At 48.8% G+C, this 17592-nt stretch carries 18 protein-coding genes and 1 riboswitch; of the genes, 14 read left to right on the top strand and 4 right to left on the bottom strand.

The genetic code is table 11. The features are described from left to right. Positions 1-61: 61 nt before the first annotated feature. Genes ade through ACKPCD_RS14135 form a run of 3 tightly spaced genes read left to right on the top strand, consistent with a single transcriptional unit; the run spans position 62 to position 3640 of the window. The gene (gene ade, locus ACKPCD_RS14145; protein ID WP_321433598.1) at positions 62-1903 is read left to right on the top strand and encodes an adenine deaminase; all 1842 of its coding nucleotides are present in this window, start codon (positions 62-64) and stop codon (positions 1901-1903) included. Between the two features lie 42 nt (positions 1904-1945). Continuing rightward, the gene (locus tag ACKPCD_RS14140) at positions 1946-2995 is read left to right on the top strand and encodes an inorganic phosphate transporter (protein WP_321433597.1); all 1050 of its coding nucleotides are present in this window, start codon (positions 1946-1948) and stop codon (positions 2993-2995) included. Between the two features lie 12 nt (positions 2996-3007). Continuing rightward, the gene (locus ACKPCD_RS14135; protein WP_321433596.1) at positions 3008-3640 is read left to right on the top strand and encodes a DUF47 domain-containing protein; all 633 of its coding nucleotides are present in this window, start codon (positions 3008-3010) and stop codon (positions 3638-3640) included. A gap of 496 nt (positions 3641-4136) precedes the next feature. On the opposite strand, the gene ACKPCD_RS14130 is transcribed toward ACKPCD_RS14135, so the two are convergent. Continuing rightward, on the bottom strand, positions 4137-4397 hold the full coding sequence (locus ACKPCD_RS14130; RefSeq protein WP_321433595.1) for a hypothetical protein: 261 nt from the start codon (positions 4395-4397) through the stop codon (positions 4137-4139). Positions 4398-4623: 226 nt separating this feature from the next. Next, a riboswitch (SAM riboswitch) is annotated at positions 4624-4734 on the top strand. Between the two features lie 79 nt (positions 4735-4813). Between ACKPCD_RS14130 and ACKPCD_RS14125 the strand changes: the two genes are divergently transcribed. From ACKPCD_RS14125 to ACKPCD_RS14115, 3 genes are all read left to right on the top strand, one after another. Further along, positions 4814-5104: a hypothetical protein gene (locus ACKPCD_RS14125; RefSeq protein ID WP_321433594.1), complete on the top strand. Its 291-nt coding sequence runs from the start codon at positions 4814-4816 to the stop codon at positions 5102-5104. An 81-nt stretch (positions 5105-5185) separates the two neighbouring features. Then, the gene (locus ACKPCD_RS14120; RefSeq protein ID WP_321433593.1) at positions 5186-5740 is read left to right on the top strand and encodes a hypothetical protein; all 555 of its coding nucleotides are present in this window, start codon (positions 5186-5188) and stop codon (positions 5738-5740) included. Between the two features lie 63 nt (positions 5741-5803). After that, complete coding sequence (locus ACKPCD_RS14115; protein ID WP_321433592.1) at positions 5804-6166, top strand: DUF488 domain-containing protein; 363 nt, start codon at positions 5804-5806, stop codon at positions 6164-6166. 280 nt (positions 6167-6446) lie between these two features. Here the strand turns inward: ACKPCD_RS14115 and ACKPCD_RS14110 are convergent, their stop codons facing one another. Beyond that, entirely contained in the window at positions 6447-7376 is a 930-nt protein-coding gene (locus ACKPCD_RS14110) for an AraC family transcriptional regulator (protein ID WP_321433591.1), read from the bottom strand. Positions 7377-7572: 196 nt separating this feature from the next. Between ACKPCD_RS14110 and ACKPCD_RS14105 the strand changes: the two genes are divergently transcribed. Then, positions 7573-8505: a DMT family transporter gene (locus ACKPCD_RS14105; RefSeq protein WP_321433590.1), complete on the top strand. Its 933-nt coding sequence runs from the start codon at positions 7573-7575 to the stop codon at positions 8503-8505. Between the two features lie 59 nt (positions 8506-8564). On the opposite strand, the gene ACKPCD_RS14100 is transcribed toward ACKPCD_RS14105, so the two are convergent. After that, positions 8565-8924, bottom strand: a complete 360-nt coding sequence (locus ACKPCD_RS14100; RefSeq protein WP_321433589.1) for a hypothetical protein — start codon at positions 8922-8924, stop codon at positions 8565-8567. 244 nt (positions 8925-9168) lie between these two features. Here ACKPCD_RS14100 and ACKPCD_RS14095 point away from each other — a divergent pair, with 244 nt between their 5' ends. Both ACKPCD_RS14095 and ACKPCD_RS14090 read left to right on the top strand, forming a co-directional pair. Beyond that, entirely contained in the window at positions 9169-10209 is a 1041-nt protein-coding gene (locus ACKPCD_RS14095) for an NAD(P)-dependent alcohol dehydrogenase (protein ID WP_276647262.1), read from the top strand. 198 nt (positions 10210-10407) lie between these two features. After that, on the top strand, positions 10408-11025 hold the full coding sequence (locus ACKPCD_RS14090) for a trimeric intracellular cation channel family protein (protein ID WP_321433588.1): 618 nt from the start codon (positions 10408-10410) through the stop codon (positions 11023-11025). A 64-nt stretch (positions 11026-11089) separates the two neighbouring features. Here ACKPCD_RS14090 and ACKPCD_RS14085 read toward each other — a convergent pair whose 3' ends face one another. Next, positions 11090-11644 (bottom strand): cysteine hydrolase family protein, encoded by a 555-nt coding sequence (locus tag ACKPCD_RS14085; protein WP_321433587.1) that lies wholly within the window; start codon positions 11642-11644, stop codon positions 11090-11092. A 122-nt stretch (positions 11645-11766) separates the two neighbouring features. On the opposite strand from ACKPCD_RS14085, the gene ACKPCD_RS14080 reads away from it, so the two are divergent. The 5 genes from ACKPCD_RS14080 (at position 11767) to ACKPCD_RS14060 (ending at position 17545) form a co-directional block, all read left to right on the top strand. After that, positions 11767-12207 carry an Lrp/AsnC family transcriptional regulator gene (locus ACKPCD_RS14080; protein ID WP_321433586.1) on the top strand — a complete coding sequence of 147 codons (441 nt, stop codon included), beginning with the start codon at positions 11767-11769 and terminating at the stop codon, positions 12205-12207. Between the two features lie 95 nt (positions 12208-12302). Then, complete coding sequence (locus tag ACKPCD_RS14075) at positions 12303-13205, top strand: MurR/RpiR family transcriptional regulator (RefSeq protein WP_321433585.1); 903 nt, start codon at positions 12303-12305, stop codon at positions 13203-13205. 208 nt (positions 13206-13413) lie between these two features. Further along, the gene (locus ACKPCD_RS14070) at positions 13414-15276 is read left to right on the top strand and encodes a beta-glucoside-specific PTS transporter subunit IIABC (protein WP_321433584.1); all 1863 of its coding nucleotides are present in this window, start codon (positions 13414-13416) and stop codon (positions 15274-15276) included. A gap of 17 nt (positions 15277-15293) precedes the next feature. Continuing rightward, the gene (locus ACKPCD_RS14065) at positions 15294-16703 is read left to right on the top strand and encodes a glycoside hydrolase family 1 protein (protein WP_321433583.1); all 1410 of its coding nucleotides are present in this window, start codon (positions 15294-15296) and stop codon (positions 16701-16703) included. A gap of 59 nt (positions 16704-16762) precedes the next feature. Further along, positions 16763-17545, top strand: coding sequence for a sulfite exporter TauE/SafE family protein (locus tag ACKPCD_RS14060; RefSeq protein ID WP_321433582.1), 783 nt, complete (start codon positions 16763-16765; stop codon positions 17543-17545). Positions 17546-17592: the final 47 nt, after the last annotated feature.

The raw sequence follows: 17592 nt of genomic DNA, 5'->3' as shown, positions 1-17592 counted from the left end.
GCAAATAGTTAAAAACGAACAGCATTGATAGGTAAAACCGATCACCTAAGTATTATGCATCATGAAAATCATGCCGCGATTAAGATGCTTATCGGCCCCCACGAGAATCGTGTATAATATAAGAAAAAACAAGAGATTCGCTGATCAAGAGAGCGAAATGGAACCAGGGGGAATTTGTATGGGAGATGGATTGAAAAGGTTGATCCAAGCGGCGCAACAACTGGAGGAAGCGGATCTTATCATTCAAAATGGAACCGTAGTGGATGTGTTTTCGCTTGAGACCTTTGAGGCTGACGTCGCGATCCGGGACGGTCGTATCGTCGGCATCGGTACCTACCCGAACGGAAAGCAAGTGGTGGATGCTACAGGCAAGTTCATTCTGCCGGGTTTTATCGATGGGCATATTCATATTGAATCGACGATGGTGACACCGTCGCAATTTTCACGGGCGCTCATCAAACACGGTATTACGACCGTTGTGACCGATCCTCATGAAATTGCGAACGTCGCAGGGACAATCGGAATCGACTTTATGCTCGAGGACGCCGCCAATGCCGACATGGATATTCTGATGAAGCTGCCTTCGTGTGTGCCGGCAACGCCCTTCGAGCAGAACGGCGCGACGCTGACTGCGGATGATCTCCGCCCTTATTTGACCCATCCGACCGTCATTGGCCTGGCGGAAGTGATGGATTATCCAGCTGTCTTGGATGCAGACCCGGACATGCTGGAAAAAATCCGCATGACGACAGAAGCTGGGATGATGGTCGATGGACATGCGGCCGGTTTGACTGATACTGCGCTGAATGTGTACAGCACAGCCGTAATCCGCAATGACCACGAGGCGGTGACGGCGGAAGAAGCAATGGCACGCGTACGCCGTGGCATACACGTATTGGTGCGCGAAGGTTCAGCCGCGAAAGATTTGCTGGCGTTGTTGCCGGCCATCAACGAAAGGAACAGCCGTCGTTTTTCATTCTGTACGGATGATAAGCATCTAGACGAGTTAGCCGAAGAGGGAACCATCAATTATGCCGCCCAGCTTGCGATCCAACAAGGCTTAGATCCGCTGATCGCGATCCAGATGGCTACGCTCAACAATGCGGTGTGTCACGGTATCCAGGACAAAGGCGCCATCGCACCAGGTTATGTTGCGGACATCTTGATTACGGACAGTTTAGAGAGGCTGAGCCCGGAAACGATCATCAAAGACGGGCGCGTGCTGAATTTGGATGAGCTGAGAAATGTCCATGCTGTTGTCCCGCAAGCTGTACGATCATCGCTTCATTTAAAGAAAGTAACAAAAGTCGACTTGCAGATTCCACTCTTGGAAGGCCAAAAAGCTTGGGTTATCGGCATTGTGCCGGGAAGCATCATTACACAGAAAAACGCAAGGGATGTGCAGACGGAAGACGGATTTTTTGTTGCGGATCCGCAAAATGATCAACTGAAGATGGTTGTGTGCGAGCGCCATCACCAAACCGGCAGCATCGGTGCTGGCATCGTCAGTGGTTTAGGTCTGAAACGGGGCGCAATCGCTTCGACAGTAGCCCATGATTCGCATAATCTGGTCGTGGCCGGAACCAACGATGAAGACATGCTGCTGGCGATCGAGGAAGCGGAACGGATGCAAGGCGGACTCGTTATCGTGGATGGCGGCAAAGTATGGGCTTCAGTCCCGCTGCGGGTCGGAGGTATTATGTCGGAAAAACCGTATGAAGAAGTGATCAAGGAATTGCATCAGTTGCACGGGCAGTTGGCTACGCTGGCGGAGGAAGGACAGAACATTTTCATGATTCTTTCGTTCCTGTGCCTGCCGGTCATTCCGCGGCTGAAACTGACGGATAAAGGATTGTTTGATGTGGATTCCTTCCAGCATATCGAAGTGGGGATTCCGATGTAAGGTCACTTACTTCAGTGCGGTCCGGAAAGGCGGTGGTCCTTTATGGCGATTTCATTTGGTGCATTCATTCAGTTGCCGCTGACGAGCCCGGCTATTGCGGTGACGGTGGTCTTGACGTTGGGCGTGGTTTTGGTGAACGGGTGGACGGATGCGCCGAACGCCATCGCCACCTGCGTTTCGACACGAAGTATGACCCCGCGCAATGCCATCTTGATGGCGGCAGTGTTCAATTTTTTTGGTGTCTTTGCGATGACTGCAGTCAATGCGAAAGTTGCCCAGACGATGGCGAAGATGGTTGATTTTGGCGGAAATACGGAAGATGCGGTCGTGGCGCTGTGTGCGGTGCTCTTTGCGATTGTGGTATGGGCCACTGCCGCTTGGTATTTTGGCATTCCGACAAGTGAAAGCCATGCCTTGATTGCTGGGGTGTCTGGGGCTGCGATTGCGTTGCAAGGCGGTATCGATGGAATCAATGGTGCGGAATGGATTAAGGTTCTGTATGGATTGCTGCTTTCCACCGTTCTTGGGTTGTCTCTGGGCTTTCTGGTCGTGAAGCTTGTCGGCGCGCTGTTCAAAGACATCGAGCGGCAAAGCACGACCATATTCTTCCGCAACAGCCAAATCGCCGGTGCGGCAGCGATGGCCTTCATGCATGGGGCCCAGGACGGCCAGAAATTCATCGGGATTTTTCTGTTGGGCATCGCTTTGGCGCAAGGGAATGCCGCGACCGATTTCATTATCCCGGTCTGGCTGATGCTGTTGTGTTCCACCGTCATGGCCTTGGGAACGGCAATTGGTGGCGGGAAAATCATCAAGACGGTAGGGATCAATATGGTGAAGCTGGAGACCTATCAAGGATTCAGCGCTGATTTTGCCGGGGCCTTGAGCCTCTTGACGGCTTCCCTGTTTGGGTTGCCGGTGAGCACGACCCACACGAAGACAACGGCTATCATGGGAGTGGGCGCAGGCAGGCATTTGTCGAGCATAAACTGGTTGACGGTCAAGGAAATGGTTTTTACGTGGGTATTGACGTTTCCAGGCTGCGGGCTTGTCGGTTATTTGATGGCCAAACTGTTCATTCGGATATTTTAGGGGGTTCCGGTTATGTTCAAAAAGAAGACGGAAAAGTTGGATTATTTCGATGAGTTCATAAAGCTTGCCGAATGGGGCGTCGAATCGGCGGAATTCCTGAAGCTGGTGCTGGAGGATTATCCGGTCGCTGATCTCAGCCAAAAATTAGACGAGATACATGAAATTGAACACAATGCCGACCTCGCGAAATACAGGCTGATGCGCTATATGTACAACGATCTGTTGCCGCCTTTCGACAGGCAGGATGTGATTGCGCTGGTAACCAGTCTGGACCATGCCATTGACATGATTGAGGATGTCATGATCCATATTGAGATTTATCAACCACAAAACATCACCCCGGAAATCAATCAATTCCTGGATCTGGTCGAAAAATCCGCAGAAGAATTGCTAACGGCGGTGCGGCTACTGAAAACCTACAAAAAGTCACAAAAAGAGATCCACGTAGTCATCGACCGGATCAACGCCTGTGAGAAGGAAGGCGATCTGCTCTACATCCACTCCATGCGCGACCTCTATCAGAGCAATGCGGATGCCGTCAGCATCGTTATTCTGGGGAAAATCTATGAATCATTGGAGGATTGCTGTGACGCCTTCAAGGACGTGACCAAATTCGTGGAAGAGATTGCGTTGAAGTACGCTTGATCTGTGGTGGTTGTCCGATAATGTGGAAGAATCGGACAAGTGTAGTGAGTTAGTCTTGCTGGTTGTCCGATAATGCGGAGGAATCGGACAAGCGGAGTAAGTTTGATTTGCTGGTTGTCCGATAATGCGGAGGAATCGGACAAGCGGAGTGAGATTGTCTTGCCGGTTGTCCGATAATGTGGAAGAATCGAACAAGTGGAGTAAGTTTGATTTGCTGGTTGTCCGATAATGCGGAGGAATCGGACAAGCGGAGTGAGATTGTCTTGCCGGTTGTCCGATAATGTGGAAGAATCGAACAATCAGAGCGAGTTGGTAGCGTGAATGCCCGCCATAACTGTTTTAAAGGGTTATTTCTGAGCGTAAAATCAAGTCCCATACATAAATAAATAGGGCGGCATCAAAACCAGAATAATCCTTTCTGGTTTTGATGCCGCCTTATTTAGCTATATGGTCAAAAAGATGCCATCAACTATAATCTGTTGTCCATGTACCGAAATTATTGGTCTAAGGATAGATCCAGTTCTCCAGTGGAATAACGGATATGTCCGTCCCAGTTTCTTGCATGCATACTGATGCCGTTCATGTGATGGTCGTCTTCCGTGTGGTGACGGAGATGAGTGGCATGGCTACGTACATACTGACCGTGATTTTCATATGTCACCGTATCCATCATCGCTGCATCTACGGGAGTTGCGACAGCAAAGGTTGTCAAGGCAGTAAAAGAAATCAGGCCAATCATCAAATATTTTTTCTTCATGAATAAGTTCTTCCTTCCTATGTATACTGACTATAGTTTATGCGGCTGTTTCAGTCTTGTTGATCGGACAAAAGAAACGATCAGCAACGCGGGATCGCTTGATCCTTCTTCAGTATACTAAGGAAGTGTGTAGAACAGATGTAGTTAAAAAATAAAATATATGGATTCGCGATTAGTTGAATTTTGCGCAAGGGTATGACATAATATATTTGAAAATTAAATAACTTCTTTATCAAGAGAGATCGAGGGACTGGCCCGATGACATCTCAGCAACCGACCAATGCGCGAGCGCAATGGCACGGTGCTAAATCCTGCAGAGCAATCTGAGAGATAAGAAGAGCAAAGCGACATTCCCGACTCTTCTTGTTTAAAGAAGGGTTTTTTGTTTTCAAAAAAACAATCTGGAGGGAAAGATGATGACGATGACAAAAGAACAATTCGGGCGCTGCGAAAGAATGGAAGCGGCAGGCGGCCCAAAAAGCCAATCCGAGGCCATGCTCTATCATCAGTACAAGCAGCAAAAACAACAACTGGAGGATGCAAGACAGCTCGGAAAGGAACAGTTCCAGAGTGACATACTCGAAAAATTATTGGAAGTGCAGCAGCTTGAACGCAGCATCGAAAAGCTGCAAGGACAGCTTCAGAACGAGAGGATTACCCTGGAAAACATGACTGGAACGCTAATGTTGTTGGGGGACGAAATGTAGAGGGACCGACCGGAGATATGCCAAGCAGACTTTTCGGCATATTTGGCAACTTATAATCATTTTTGTGGAGGAGTCGAACGGATGAATCATATTTCTCGCGGGGCACCGGCTAAATATGCCCATTTTCCTAATATCGAAAAAATTGGTCATTCAGAGAGAGTTTCTTGCGGTACCTGCGCATTTTACGACCGGAGTGATCGATCCTGCAAGAAGCAGCCTGTCTTTGTTCCGGAGATCGGCTATAACTATTGGAAATATTGCAAGCATTTCCAGCTAGATAGAGAGTATGCCTCCCAAAGTAATCTATCCTTTGTGGAAAGAAACTGGATGGGTGCAACAAAAAAGAAGAACAATAACAAAAAGAAAAATGAAAAATCACCGAAAGAAGCAGCACCTCAAAAGAGCAAAGAGCCTCCCAAAAAATCAGAATGGTTGGACTGGAAGATTTCTGTGTATGACTATGAGGATAAGGAAACGTACAGTTACAGGGTTGTCCAATCACCGAACAGCAACTTAGATAAACACCAAGTCAGCAAAGATTCCGTTCTTTTCCAAGAAGCGAAAAAAGCGCAGCCCGGAACAGATTTCAAAGTGAATGGTTTCAGGTACAAGCTGATCAGTAAGAAGAAATGCTAAGCATATTCGGAATGAGATTCAAGGAACGACATATTTTTGATTCACTCAAAAGGAGGAATGGACATGGAACTGAAGATGAAGCGTATCTACGAATCTCCTGAGGAAACAGATGGCTTCAGGATCTTGGTTGATCGGTTGTGGCCGCGTGGAGTCAAGAAGGAGGCCGCGCAGTTGGATGCATGGCTGAAGGACAGCGCGCCTTCGCCGGATTTGCGCAAATGGTTCGCCCACGATCCCGATAAATTCGCCGCCTTCAAGGAACGGTATGAAGAGGAACTATTGACGAACCCGCCGACCGCTGCTGCTGTAGCCGAGATCCTGAAACAGCTGACAGAGACCGACGTCACGCTGGTCTACGCTGCGCGGGATCCGGAGATCAATCATGTCGTCGTGCTGCGGGATTTTGTGGAAAGCCAGCGGAAATAAGCAACTATAGAATGCGGAAGAAGCCGCCCTTGGCCAAGGGCGGCTTCTTCCGGTTGGGTGTGCTGCCTCAGTCGGCTTTCGGAGCAGCGTCAGCGTCCGTTCAGTCGACATAAGTGTTTTGTCTCGCGTTTCAGTGGGGATGGGCATGCAGAACAGTCGACGCTAGCCCAAGCTGTCGGCTTTCGGAGCAACCGCGCAGTACAATCAGCCAACAAACATGCGTCATCTCGGCTTTACGAAGAAAAAACAGTGCCGAATGACCGACGCCGCCGAACACCCATCACACTTTACTGCTGTCCCCGAACTGCTTCCGGTATTTCAAAGGCGGCAGCCCGTAGCTGCGCCGGAATTGCTCCACGAAGTAGCTGGTCTGGTTGTAGCCGACCGCTTCGCTGATTTCGCTGATCGAGAGGTCGGTGCCGATGATCAGGTTTTTGGCCAGAAAGAGCCGATGCTTGGCGACGTATTTCATCGGGGATGTCTGAGTGTACTTCTGGAACAGTGCCGTGCAGCGGTTTTTGTTGATTAAGGCATGGTTGGCCAGATCAGCAACGGTGATCGGACTTTGGTAATGTGCTTCTACATATGCTAGCAGTCTGTGGAATAAATTTTGATCCTCAAAATCGGCCGTTTTGCCGGACCCACTGGACGACTGCATGATTTCCTCCAGGCAGTCCGAAAGCAGGTTGATGATGGAAAAGTAGGGGATGGATCGGTCGCTTGCCGCCAGGATCCGGTGCAGCCGGGCCGTCATTTCCGGAGACAAAGCCAGCAGCCGATAGCTGAAGGCCTCTTTTTCCAACAGCGGCAGAATGTAGTCCTGAAGCACTTTTGGATGGAAAAAATCCGGCTCGAAATTGATGCAGATGGCGGCTGCATCGCCTGCGATTGTCCGGGATCGGTGCAGTTGCCCGCGGTTGATGAGCAGGAGTGTATCGTCCGATAACGGAAACGTCTCCTCGTTCACCGTGAATGCCAACGTGCCTTCATGGACCCAGACAGCCTGCAGTTCCTTGTGCCAATGCAGCGGAATCGTATCGTGGCGCAGATGCTGAAAATGCTGGCGAAGCAGTGTCAGATTGAAGTCGTTGGAAGGGAAAAGGACGTCCTCTTCCAAGTGATTTCTGAAATGGATCGGCATCGTTTTGCCATCGACTTTGCTTGCAACGATGCGGTTGTTGTCTGTAATGGGATCAGTAAAATCGTTCATCTGGATCGCTCCTTCTTCGTTCGGTTCTGCAGCTTTTCTGATATTATCATAACAATTTCGATCTTCCTCTAGCAAATCCGGCAATAGAATTTACACGAATCTGATAAAAATAAATAGGCAATTGATAGAACCAGTCAGATCAGCCGACTATAATGAATCCATACAAAAGATAATCACAGAAATGGGAGCGGGCAATATGAGCAACAAATTAAAAGGAATTTTATTGGCGGCGGGCGGAGGCAGCCTGTGGGGGATCTCCGGAATTTTGGCGCAACTGCTGTTCGCCGACTATACGGTCTCGTCCGAATGGCTGGTAAGCACGCGCCTCCTGATGGCGGGAATCCTGATCCTTTTCTATAGCCATGCCGTGAAGCGGGAGGGTATTTTCGTGATTTTTCGTCAAAAAAGGGACATCATCCGCCTTCTGTTGTTCGCGGTGTTCGGTATGGTCGCCTGCCAGTATTTGTTTTTCAAAGCAATCGAGATGAGTAGCGCATCATTGGCTGCCATTCTTCAGTTTACGGCACCAATTTTTGTCTATTTATATATGCTGGTAAAGAAAGAGAAACGCTTCAATCCGGCTGAAGGCGGATTGGTTCTGGCGACTTTTGCAGGCGTGCTGCTGATCGTGACCAAAGGGGATTTCAGCCAAATCGCGGTTTCGCCGCTTGGCCTGGCACTCGGCATCGGGTCTGCTATCGGCGTGGCCTTTTACACCCTGCAACCGCGCCTGATTCTGAAAAAATACGGATCCCCCGTGGTCGTGGGTTGGGGTATGTTCATCGGTGGCGTGCTGTTCCAGTTCATCCACCCTTTTTGGGCCCCCGGATTCGCGGTGACAGCGCAAAGCATGCTGCTGACCGGTGCGATCATCCTCTTCGGCACGGCTGTCGCCTTCCTGGCGTATCTGGAAAGCGTGAAATACATAGAAGCCTCCTTGGCGAGCGTCATGACCGCATTGGAGCCGTTGCTGGCGGCGGTACTTTCGGTGCTGGTTTTCGGCACCTCATTCGGGCTTTTTGAATGGTTGGGCATTGCGATTGTTTTGGGATCTGTACTGCTGCTGTCGAATTTCAGCCGGTTCAAAGAAAAAAGCCCTTCCCGGGAATGCGGAAAAGGAATCTTGTAAAAACAAAGCAAGCAGCAGGCGACTCCTTAGCGCCGGCTGCTTGCTTTAAATTACTTTGGCTATTTTTGTTCCAATACCACGCGGTAATAATCATCATCGCCTTTGAAAACCAATTTGATTTGTAGTTCCCTTTCGGAAAGTTTCGGGTCGACAAAAGTATTCGTTTCGTCGGATACTTTTTCTTTAATGTCGTCGAGGGAATCATAATAGGCTACAATGAATGGTTCATGCTCCGAATCAAAATCCGCGAGTTGTTCCAAAAAGGCCGTTTCGTCGTCGATCACTTCCGTGCTGATGACTTCTGAACTTTCGCTGACTGATGATTGCGTGACTTCGGTTTCAGGCGTTTCTTCTGCGCCATTCGAACAGGCCATAAGCAACAATACAAGCGGAAGAGCTAAGTAGGCTTTCATTTGCAAGTTGATTCCTCCCATTTCCAGATTGTTTTAATATTAAGTATAACCTAGTCATGTTGATAATAGAAATAATGTTAACAATAAGAAACAAAAAATAGGCCGTGGGATAAAATCCAGGAAATTGATCGAAGGAATTCCGGTTTTCCATCGTTATCGCTTGACTTAACCTTAACTTTAAGGAGTATGCTCTTTCTACAAGAGCGAGAATGCTGCTTTTGAATAAAAAAGCATAATGGAGGAAAAATAGATGGTACTAGCGAGAGCAAGAGCAGTCGACGGTCCGGACAAACCGTTCCGATTTGCTGAAATCAAGAGACGGGAATTGGATGAACAGGACGTTCTGATCGAAATCAAGTTTGCGGGTATCTGCCATTCGGATATCCATACAGCCCATGGTGAGTGGGGACATGTGCACTATCCGCTCGTTCCTGGGCATGAAATCGCGGGATTGGTCACCGCAGTCGGTCCTGGCGTAACGAAATATAAAATTGGGGATCGCGTTGGTGTCGGCTGCATGGTTGATTCCTGCGGAGAATGCGAAAATTGTTTGCGCGGGGAAGAGCAGTACTGCCTGAAAGGCAATGTCCCGACTTATGCCGGAGTCGATAAATACGGCGAACCGACACAGGGCGGCTACTCGACGCATATCGTCGTGACCGAAGATTTTGTTGTGCGCATTCCGGACAACATCGGTCTGGACGCCGCAGCGCCGCTGTTGTGCGCCGGCATCACAACCTACTCACCATTGAACCGTTGGCAGGCCGGCCCCGGCAAGAAAGTCGCCGTGATCGGACTGGGCGGATTGGGGCACATGGGCGTCAAAATCGCGCATGCGATGGGGGCTGAAGTCACCGTCCTTTCGCAAACGTTGAGCAAAAAAGAAGACGGACTGAAGTTCGGGGCGCAGCATTATTACGCCACCAAGGATCCGGAAACATTCAAGGAATTGGCCGGCAGCTTTGATTTGATCATCAATACGGTGAGTGCCGTGATCAATCTGGACGCTTACCTGGGCTTGTTGAAACTCGACGGCACGCTGGTGAACGTCGGGGCTCCAGGAGAACCGCTGTCAGTGAATGTGATGTCCTTGATCGGACATCGCCGTTCCTTTGCAGGTTCCATGATCGGCGGCATCCGCGAAACCCAGGAAATGCTGGACTTCTGCGCCGAACACAGCATCGTTCCGAATATCGAAGTCATTTCAGCCGACCAGATCGACGAGGCTTATGAACGCGTCTTGGCTTCCGACGTCAGATACCGTTTCGTGATCGACACCAGCACAATCTGATGAAAAATTAGTTCTCTGATGTTCAATATTTTTGGGCGCAAGGGTATATGGAAGCTACAGAATAAATAGGTTTGTGCAAACAGGCTAAAAAAGAATGAAAAAGAATGCAAAGTTTATGGCGACTTTGCATTCTTTTGCGTTATACTTTTTGCAAAACCTAATATTTTCAGAGAACTATCATCAGGGGGGACACATTGAATGGAATTCATTTCTATAGTTGAAATAATCGGAACGATCGCCTTTGCGATGTCAGGGGCATTGACCGCGATCGAGAAGGATCTTGATTATTACGGGATCGGGATATTTGCGATCACGACTTCGGTAGGCGGCGGGATCGTCAGGGATCTGCTGATTGATCGCCCTTTGCCGGCATCATTGGAAAACCCGCTCTATGCACTCATCAGCTTGCTTTCCGCCGGCTTTGTCATTCTTTTCTATACGCACATCAACAAATTGGCGAAGAAACTGCAATTTTTTGATGCGATCGGTCTTGGGGCATTTACTGCTATCGGAGCGGAGGTAGCTGTGCGGCTGGGCTTTCAACAGTGGTACGTGGTGGTGACGTTGGCGGTATTGACCGGAACCGGTGGCGGACTTATCAGGGATGTGTTCGCTCGGGAGATTCCTTATATATTCCGCAAAGAGGTGTATGCGATGGCGTCCATCCTTGGGGCCATCCTGTACATTATCGTGTTTCGCTTAGCCGGAAGTCAAATGGCGTTATACAGCTGTTTTTTTGCAACCACTTTGATCAGGCTCTACTGTATGGAGAATGACGTGCACTTGCTGAAAGTAGGAAAAGTCACCATGGAATAGATACAGCACACAAAAATTAAGAGGAGATTGTAATTTGCACAATCTCCTCTTAATAATGGGCTGATTAATTGTTTTTTTGCAGGAAGGCATCGGTTGAGGTGACATTGGCATACATGCCGTTCAGTGCGCTGACAAAGGCGTAGTGAACTTGTTCCGCAGGCACAGTTTTGTTTCCATAGGATAGATCTCTGGTCGCGCAGGCATCTTCAATCAAAACAGCTTCAAAACCTAGGTCAACGGCAGCTCTGGCGGTCGCATCAATGCACATATGGGTCATCATGCCTACAACAACTACCTTTGTTACGCCGTTTTCTCTTAGCTTGCTTTCCAAATCGGTTTTCAAAAAGCTGTTGGCAAAACTCTTGATGACGACAGTTTCGTTCTCCAAGGGCAAGACCGTTTCGTGTATTTCAGCCCCTGTTGTATCAGGCAGAAAGAACCCCAAAGCTGGATCGCTTGCGATATGCTGCACGTGAAAAATGGAATCTGTGGTATTTTTTCTGAACCAATCCAGGACCTTCGCAGCGTTGGCAGCGGCTAACTCCGGCTTGCTTAGCTCCATTTTGCCATTTGGGAAATAATCATTCTGGATATCTACGATAATTAAAGCTGTACTCATTCTATTCACCCCGTGAAAGTATTTTTTCTTACTAGTATGATGATACCCAATATCCTGAAATCTTTCGATGCTTCGACGAAAGACTTCCTGTCCAAACGATTTCATGATGAAAGGAATGTACTATGGAACTTGATCACATTGATTATCAAATCCTGCAATTGCTGTCCGAAAATGCCCGCATTCAGTGGAAAGACTTGGGCAATCAGATCCATATGACCGGACAAGCGGTGGGAAATCGCATCAAAAAACTCGAAGATAATGGCGTGATTCAGTCGTATTCTTTAGTGATAGATGAGTTGAAATTAGGATTTTCCTTTACTGCTTTTGTCATTATATATATGAAAACAGCGAATCATAAAGAATTTATACATTTTGTTCAGGAGCAAAATGAAGTCCGGGAAGTCCACCGAGTGTCCGGGGAAGGTTGCTACCATTTAAAAATTAAAGTGAAATCCCAAAATCAACTGAACCTTTTTCTTAATGACCTCCTCAAATACGGAAATTACAGCATTCATTTATCCATTCAAGAAATCAAGCAACAGACTTCTTTGAAATCCATATAATCTTGCAAGGCAGCGGCTCCAATTTGATGTATAATCGGAGAGAAGCCGAAGCTAATGAAGCGGCAAAATCTGTACCGAATGGGGGGCCAATGTTTATGCTGATCACAGAACGTCTGAAAGAGCAGAATGATTTTTCCAAAGTGGATACCATCATCGCCGATTATTTTCTCGATGAGGACAGCGAGTGGGTTGAAAAGAGTCTGCGCCAAATCGCGCAACTGCTTTTCGTTTCACCTTCCTCGGTTGTTCGCCTCTGCCAAAAAATCGGATTTGAGGGATTCCTTGATTTCAGGACCGCCTATCTGCATGAATTGGACTACCTCTCCTCCGCCTTCGGGAAAATCGACATCAACTATCCGTTCGACATGAAGGACCGGAACACGAAAATCAGCGGCAAACTGAAAAATCTGTACATCGAAACGATCGAAGATACTTTTTCATTGCTGGGCCACGATGCGCTTGCGCTGGCGGAAGTCTTATTGGTGAAGGCTGATGACATCTACATCTGTTCAGCGGGGGCACCATCCGATTTAGCGCGGGCTTTCCAGGAAAAGATGGTCAAAATCGGAAAAAATGTGCTCATCGACTCGCGCATGGACGTGATGTTCTATCAAGCCTGCTATGCCAAGCCGAACAGTGTCTTCCTCTTCATCTCCTATTCCGGTGAAACCGAGACGCTGATCCGGATTGCCCATAAGCTTAAGGAACGTAAGCTGCAGTCGATTGCACTGACATCCTACGGCGGTAACAGTTTGAGCGAGCTAGCGACGGTGACCTTATACCTTTCCACCCATGAGAGCCTTGTGCATAATATCGGCAACTTCTCCTTGTACCCATCCGTCCTGTTCCTTCTGGATGTCCTCTACGCAAATGTCTTCAGCCGGAATTATGAAAAGCATCTGGCGGACAAAATCAAATACACCAAAGAGTACGAAAAACGAAGAAAGTCCTATAATCCGCTGCTTTCGGGCGGAGAGAAGAATAAGGATTCCAACTAACCGAAACACCTCCAATTTCCAGGAAAGTCACCGGAAATTGGAGGTGTTTTTGTGTCGGGCCCTTTCTTCTTGGAACACCATTCCAAAAAGAAAGGGCTTAAATCAGCTGTTTCCGGAACACTGTGCATAAACGATCTCTGATGATTGTTCCAAGGTATTGAAAGCGTTACGATATTGCCGTAAAGAAGATTCAGGAGGAGGAACGAAAATGGATTATTCACAATTGGCAAAAGCAATCGTGGAAAAAGTGGGCGGAAAAGATAACATCACTGGGTTGACGCACTGTGTGACAAGACTGCGTTTCAATCTGGCGGATGAGGCAAAAGCAGATACTGAGAGATTGAAGAAGATGGAAGGGGTCATCGGCGTTATCCAAAAAGGCGGGCAATATCAGGTTGTCGTCGGTAATGATGTCAAGTTCATCTATCAAGCAGTCATGAAAAATGAAAAGCTGGACTTTGACGGAGTACAGCCAGCATCGGCAGGTGAAGAAAACCGCAGCGTAATCGCTAAGGTACTGGATACGATTTCGGGTATTTTTGTGCCGATTGTTCCAGTGCTGGCAGGAGCGGGGATGCTGAAGGCTTTGCTTTCAATCCTTGTGTTGGCAGGGATGGTGGCTCCAGACTCGCAGACGTATGTAATCCTTAACTTTATGGGCGATGCCGGTTTCTACTTCTTGCCGATTATTCTGGCGGCATCGGCTGCGCGCAAATTCAATGTCACTCCATATCTAGCCATGGCCATTGGTGGGATTTTGTTGCATCCGAATTTCACTGGAATGGTGGCTGGCGCCAGGGAAGCCGGAACCAGCATTGCTGTATTCGGAATGCCCGTCAGATTGAGTACTTACGGGAACTCGGTCGTGCCGATCATCCTAGCAATCTGGTTTATGTCCTATGTAGAACCTTTTGTGGATCGGGTGATTCCGAGGAGTCTGCGATTGGTGTTGGCGCCGTTGTTCACGATGCTGATCGTAGGACTGGCTACGTTGGTTGTGCTGGGGCCGTTGGGGAATTATCTGGGCGAAGGCGTCGGTATCCTGATCGCATACTTGGACACCTATGCAAGCTGGCTTGTTCCAATGCTGGTTGGAGCCTTCACACCATTGATGGTCATGACGGGCATGCACTACGGATTGATTCCAATCGGGATCAATATGTTGGCATCTTCCGGATATGATACCGTTGCCGGACCAGGGATGACTGTGTCGAATATCGCTCAGGGCGGCGCCTCTCTGGCTGTAGCTTTCAAAACGAAGGATGCCGATGTCAAGCGTTTGGCTTCCTCTGTGTGGCTGACGGCCGTGCTCGGCATCACGGAGCCAGCTTTGTACGGGATCAACCTACGCTACAAACGTCCTCTGATTTCTGCAATGATCGGTGGCGGTGCAGCCGGTCTGTTCATCGGTATTTTCGGAGTACGCAGATTTGCTCAAGTCGCACCAGGTCTGTTGGCATTACCGGCCTTCATCGGACCGGAAGGCCTGGCAAATTTCTACTATGCAGTAATAGGATGTGTGATTGCTTTTGTTGTGTCCTTCCTTGTCCAATACGTCTGGGGACTCGAGGAAGACGTACCGGCTGTTGAAACAGGAATCGAGCCTGCACTTTCGGGTGATGAAACGATCACAGCGCCGCTGTCCGGTACCGTAATCAAGTTGTCCGATGTTGCCGATGAAGTGTTCGCTTCCGGTATGATGGGTTCAGGAGCCGCAATCATCCCGAGCGAAGGCAAGGTGTACGCACCGGCTGACGCAACCGTGACGGTGCTGCTGGATACGAAACATGCTATCGGACTCCGCACGGATGCTGGGGCAGAAATCCTCATCCACGTCGGGATGGACACTGTGGAGTTGGGAGGAAAACACTTCGAAGCCCATGTAGCAAAAGATCAACATGTAACGAAAGGAACATTGCTGCTTAGCTTCGATACGGAAGAGATAAAAGCGGCAGGCTATGACACCACCACGCCGATCGTCGTGACGAACGCAGCGGAATATCCTGAATTTGTTCAGGAAGACGATGCAACGGTTACTGCAGGAGCAGCGTTTCTCACACTGAAAAAATAAGAATGGAGTGCAAAAAAATGGGATTTCCAGATAATTTTTTATGGGGCGGCGCAACAGCCGCCAACCAGATCGAAGGAGCGTACTTGGAGGACGGCAAGGGCTTGAGTACAGCCGATATGATGACGGCGGGAAGCCCGACCCTGAAGCGGGATATCACTGCGGTGATCGAACCGGATCGTTACTATCCGACGCATGAAGCCATCGACCATTACCACCGTTTCGAAGAGGACATCGCGCTTTTCGCCGAAATGGGTTTCAAGTGCTATCGCTTCTCAATCGCCTGGTCCCGCATCTTCCCGCAAGGGGACGAAACGGAACCGAATGCGAAGGGCTTGGCTTTTTACGATAAGCTCATCGATCTTTGCCTGGAGAACGGCATCGAGCCGTTAGTGACTATTTCCCATTTTGAGAATCCGATGGGCCTGCAGAAATACGGTTCTTGGGAAAACCGCAAGGTGGTCGATTTTTACCTGCGCTATGCCGAAACGGTGTTCGAACACTTCAAAGGCAGGGTCACCTATTGGCTGACCTTCAATGAAATCAATGTGATGTCGACGATGCCTTGGAACGCCGGCGGAATCAGTTCAGCGGACGAAGCGGTCAAAATGACAGCGGCCTATCACCAGTTCATCGCCAGTGCTTTGGCCGTGAAAGCAGGCCGTGCCATCGACCCGAAAAATAAAATCGGCATGATGTATGCCGGCCATTTTTCTTACCCGAACAGCTGTCATCCGGATGATATCCAAGGGAACGAGGATTTCATGCACAAGATGATGTTCTATCCGGATGTGCAGTGCCGGGGTTATTATCCGAACTACAAGCTGAAGGAGCTGGAGCGCCAGAACATCACACTGCCGGTGCTTCAGGGAGATGCAGAAATTCTCAAGGAAGGCACAGTTGACTTCGTTTCCTTCAGCTATTATATGACGCATGTCTGCGGTAAGAATACAACCGGTATCCTGAGGGGCTTAAACGGTGTGGAGACGGGCTACAAAAATCCGCATATCGAACGCTCTGCATGGGGCTGGGGTATCGATCCGAAAGGCTTGCGCTACGCCTTGAACTACTTGTACGACCGTTACCAGCTGCCGCTTATGATCGTCGAGAACGGACTGGGCGCCGCCGATACGATCGTTGACGGGAAAGTCCATGATCATTACCGCATCGATTATCTACACCAGCACATAAGCGAAATGAAGAAAGCTATCGATCTGGATGGGGTGCCAGTCTTAGGCTACACTTCCTGGGGACCGATAGATCTGATTTCGGCCAGCACCGGGGAGATGAGCAAGCGTTACGGCTTCATTTATGTGGATCTGGATGATGAAGGAAACGGTACTAAGCAACGCATCAAAAAAGATTCCTTCGTATGGTACAAGCAAGTGATTGCGACCAATGGCGAAGACTTGGATTGGAAAGAAGCATAAAGACTTAAGAGGTTGGGGCGGATGCTCCAGCCTCTATCTTTAATGAGGAGTGTGGAAAAATGATCTATTTATTATATGCGGTGGTTATGTTTATCGCTTCAGTGACGGGAGCATTGGCCGGGTTGGGCGGGGGCGTGATCATCAAACAATTGCTGGATGTCATCGGCTACCACAACGCGGTCGAAATCGGCTTCTACGCATCGGTAGCCATCTTCATCATGGGTATCGTGACAATCGGAAAACTTTACCGCAATGGCTTCCCGTTCGACATCAAAATCGTTTCGCTCGTCTCCATCGGATCGCTTGTGGGGGGATATTTGGGTCAAACGGCTTTCATGACGCTGATCAACAGCACCAAAGAAGGCTACGTGAAGGCTATCCAAGCAGTTTTATTGGCAATCACGCTCATATTGATCCTGTATTACGAAAGAAGGAAGGATAAAATCCGGCATTACCAGGTGAAACAACCCTTGCTGATTTTTGCTGTCGGCTTGTTTTTGGGTGGGTTCTCTGTCTTTCTCGGCATCGGCGGGGGCCCGCTGAATGTGACATTGATGGTATTGCTGTTCTCCTTCACGATCAAGGAAGCGATCAGCTATTCGATTGCGACTGTTTTCTTTTCGCAGATTTCGAAACTGGGAAGCGTCGTGCTGGCGGGTGAACTGGGGAACTATTCCGTGACTTTCATGATCGTCGCTGGAGTCGCGTCAGTGGCTGGCGGATATGTTGGGACCGCTCTGAATCAGAAATTGTCGAATAAAACGGTCTCTGTTATTTTCCAGGTGCTGGTTCTATTGCTGTTGTTCGTGAGTTTTTACAACACATATATGGGTTTGCGATAAGAAAAATTGGCCGTCTCCATTGCGAGGCGGCTTTAATTTTTGGCGTT

The organism is Trichococcus flocculiformis, assembly GCF_963662535.1.
Lineage (GTDB): Bacteria > Bacillota > Bacilli > Lactobacillales > Aerococcaceae > Trichococcus > Trichococcus flocculiformis.
The sequence above is the reverse complement of the archived record's forward strand: the minus strand, read 5'-3'. Positions and strand labels throughout refer to the sequence as shown.

Bases quoted from the DNA above. Each gene is read 5' to 3' on its own strand.
- ade (WP_321433598.1), top strand. From the start codon at position 62: ATGAAAATCATGCCGCGATTAAGATGCTTATCGGCCCCCACGAGAATC.
- ACKPCD_RS14140 (WP_321433597.1), top strand. From the start codon at position 1,946: ATGGCGATTTCATTTGGTGCATTCATTCAGTTGCCGCTGACGAGCCCG.
- ACKPCD_RS14135 (WP_321433596.1), top strand. From the start codon at position 3,008: ATGTTCAAAAAGAAGACGGAAAAGTTGGATTATTTCGATGAGTTCATA.
- ACKPCD_RS14130 (WP_321433595.1), bottom strand. From the start codon at position 4,397: ATGAAGAAAAAATATTTGATGATTGGCCTGATTTCTTTTACTGCCTTG.
- ACKPCD_RS14125 (WP_321433594.1), top strand. From the start codon at position 4,814: ATGACGATGACAAAAGAACAATTCGGGCGCTGCGAAAGAATGGAAGCG.
- ACKPCD_RS14120 (WP_321433593.1), top strand. From the start codon at position 5,186: ATGAATCATATTTCTCGCGGGGCACCGGCTAAATATGCCCATTTTCCT.
- ACKPCD_RS14115 (WP_321433592.1), top strand. From the start codon at position 5,804: ATGGAACTGAAGATGAAGCGTATCTACGAATCTCCTGAGGAAACAGAT.
- ACKPCD_RS14110 (WP_321433591.1), bottom strand. From the start codon at position 7,376: ATGAACGATTTTACTGATCCCATTACAGACAACAACCGCATCGTTGCA.
- ACKPCD_RS14105 (WP_321433590.1), top strand. From the start codon at position 7,573: ATGAGCAACAAATTAAAAGGAATTTTATTGGCGGCGGGCGGAGGCAGC.
- ACKPCD_RS14095 (WP_276647262.1), top strand. From the start codon at position 9,169: ATGGTACTAGCGAGAGCAAGAGCAGTCGACGGTCCGGACAAACCGTTC.
- ACKPCD_RS14090 (WP_321433588.1), top strand. From the start codon at position 10,408: ATGGAATTCATTTCTATAGTTGAAATAATCGGAACGATCGCCTTTGCG.
- ACKPCD_RS14085 (WP_321433587.1), bottom strand. From the start codon at position 11,644: ATGAGTACAGCTTTAATTATCGTAGATATCCAGAATGATTATTTCCCA.
- ACKPCD_RS14080 (WP_321433586.1), top strand. From the start codon at position 11,767: ATGGAACTTGATCACATTGATTATCAAATCCTGCAATTGCTGTCCGAA.
- ACKPCD_RS14075 (WP_321433585.1), top strand. From the start codon at position 12,303: ATGCTGATCACAGAACGTCTGAAAGAGCAGAATGATTTTTCCAAAGTG.
- ACKPCD_RS14070 (WP_321433584.1), top strand. From the start codon at position 13,414: ATGGATTATTCACAATTGGCAAAAGCAATCGTGGAAAAAGTGGGCGGA.
- ACKPCD_RS14065 (WP_321433583.1), top strand. From the start codon at position 15,294: ATGGGATTTCCAGATAATTTTTTATGGGGCGGCGCAACAGCCGCCAAC.
- ACKPCD_RS14060 (WP_321433582.1), top strand. From the start codon at position 16,763: ATGATCTATTTATTATATGCGGTGGTTATGTTTATCGCTTCAGTGACG.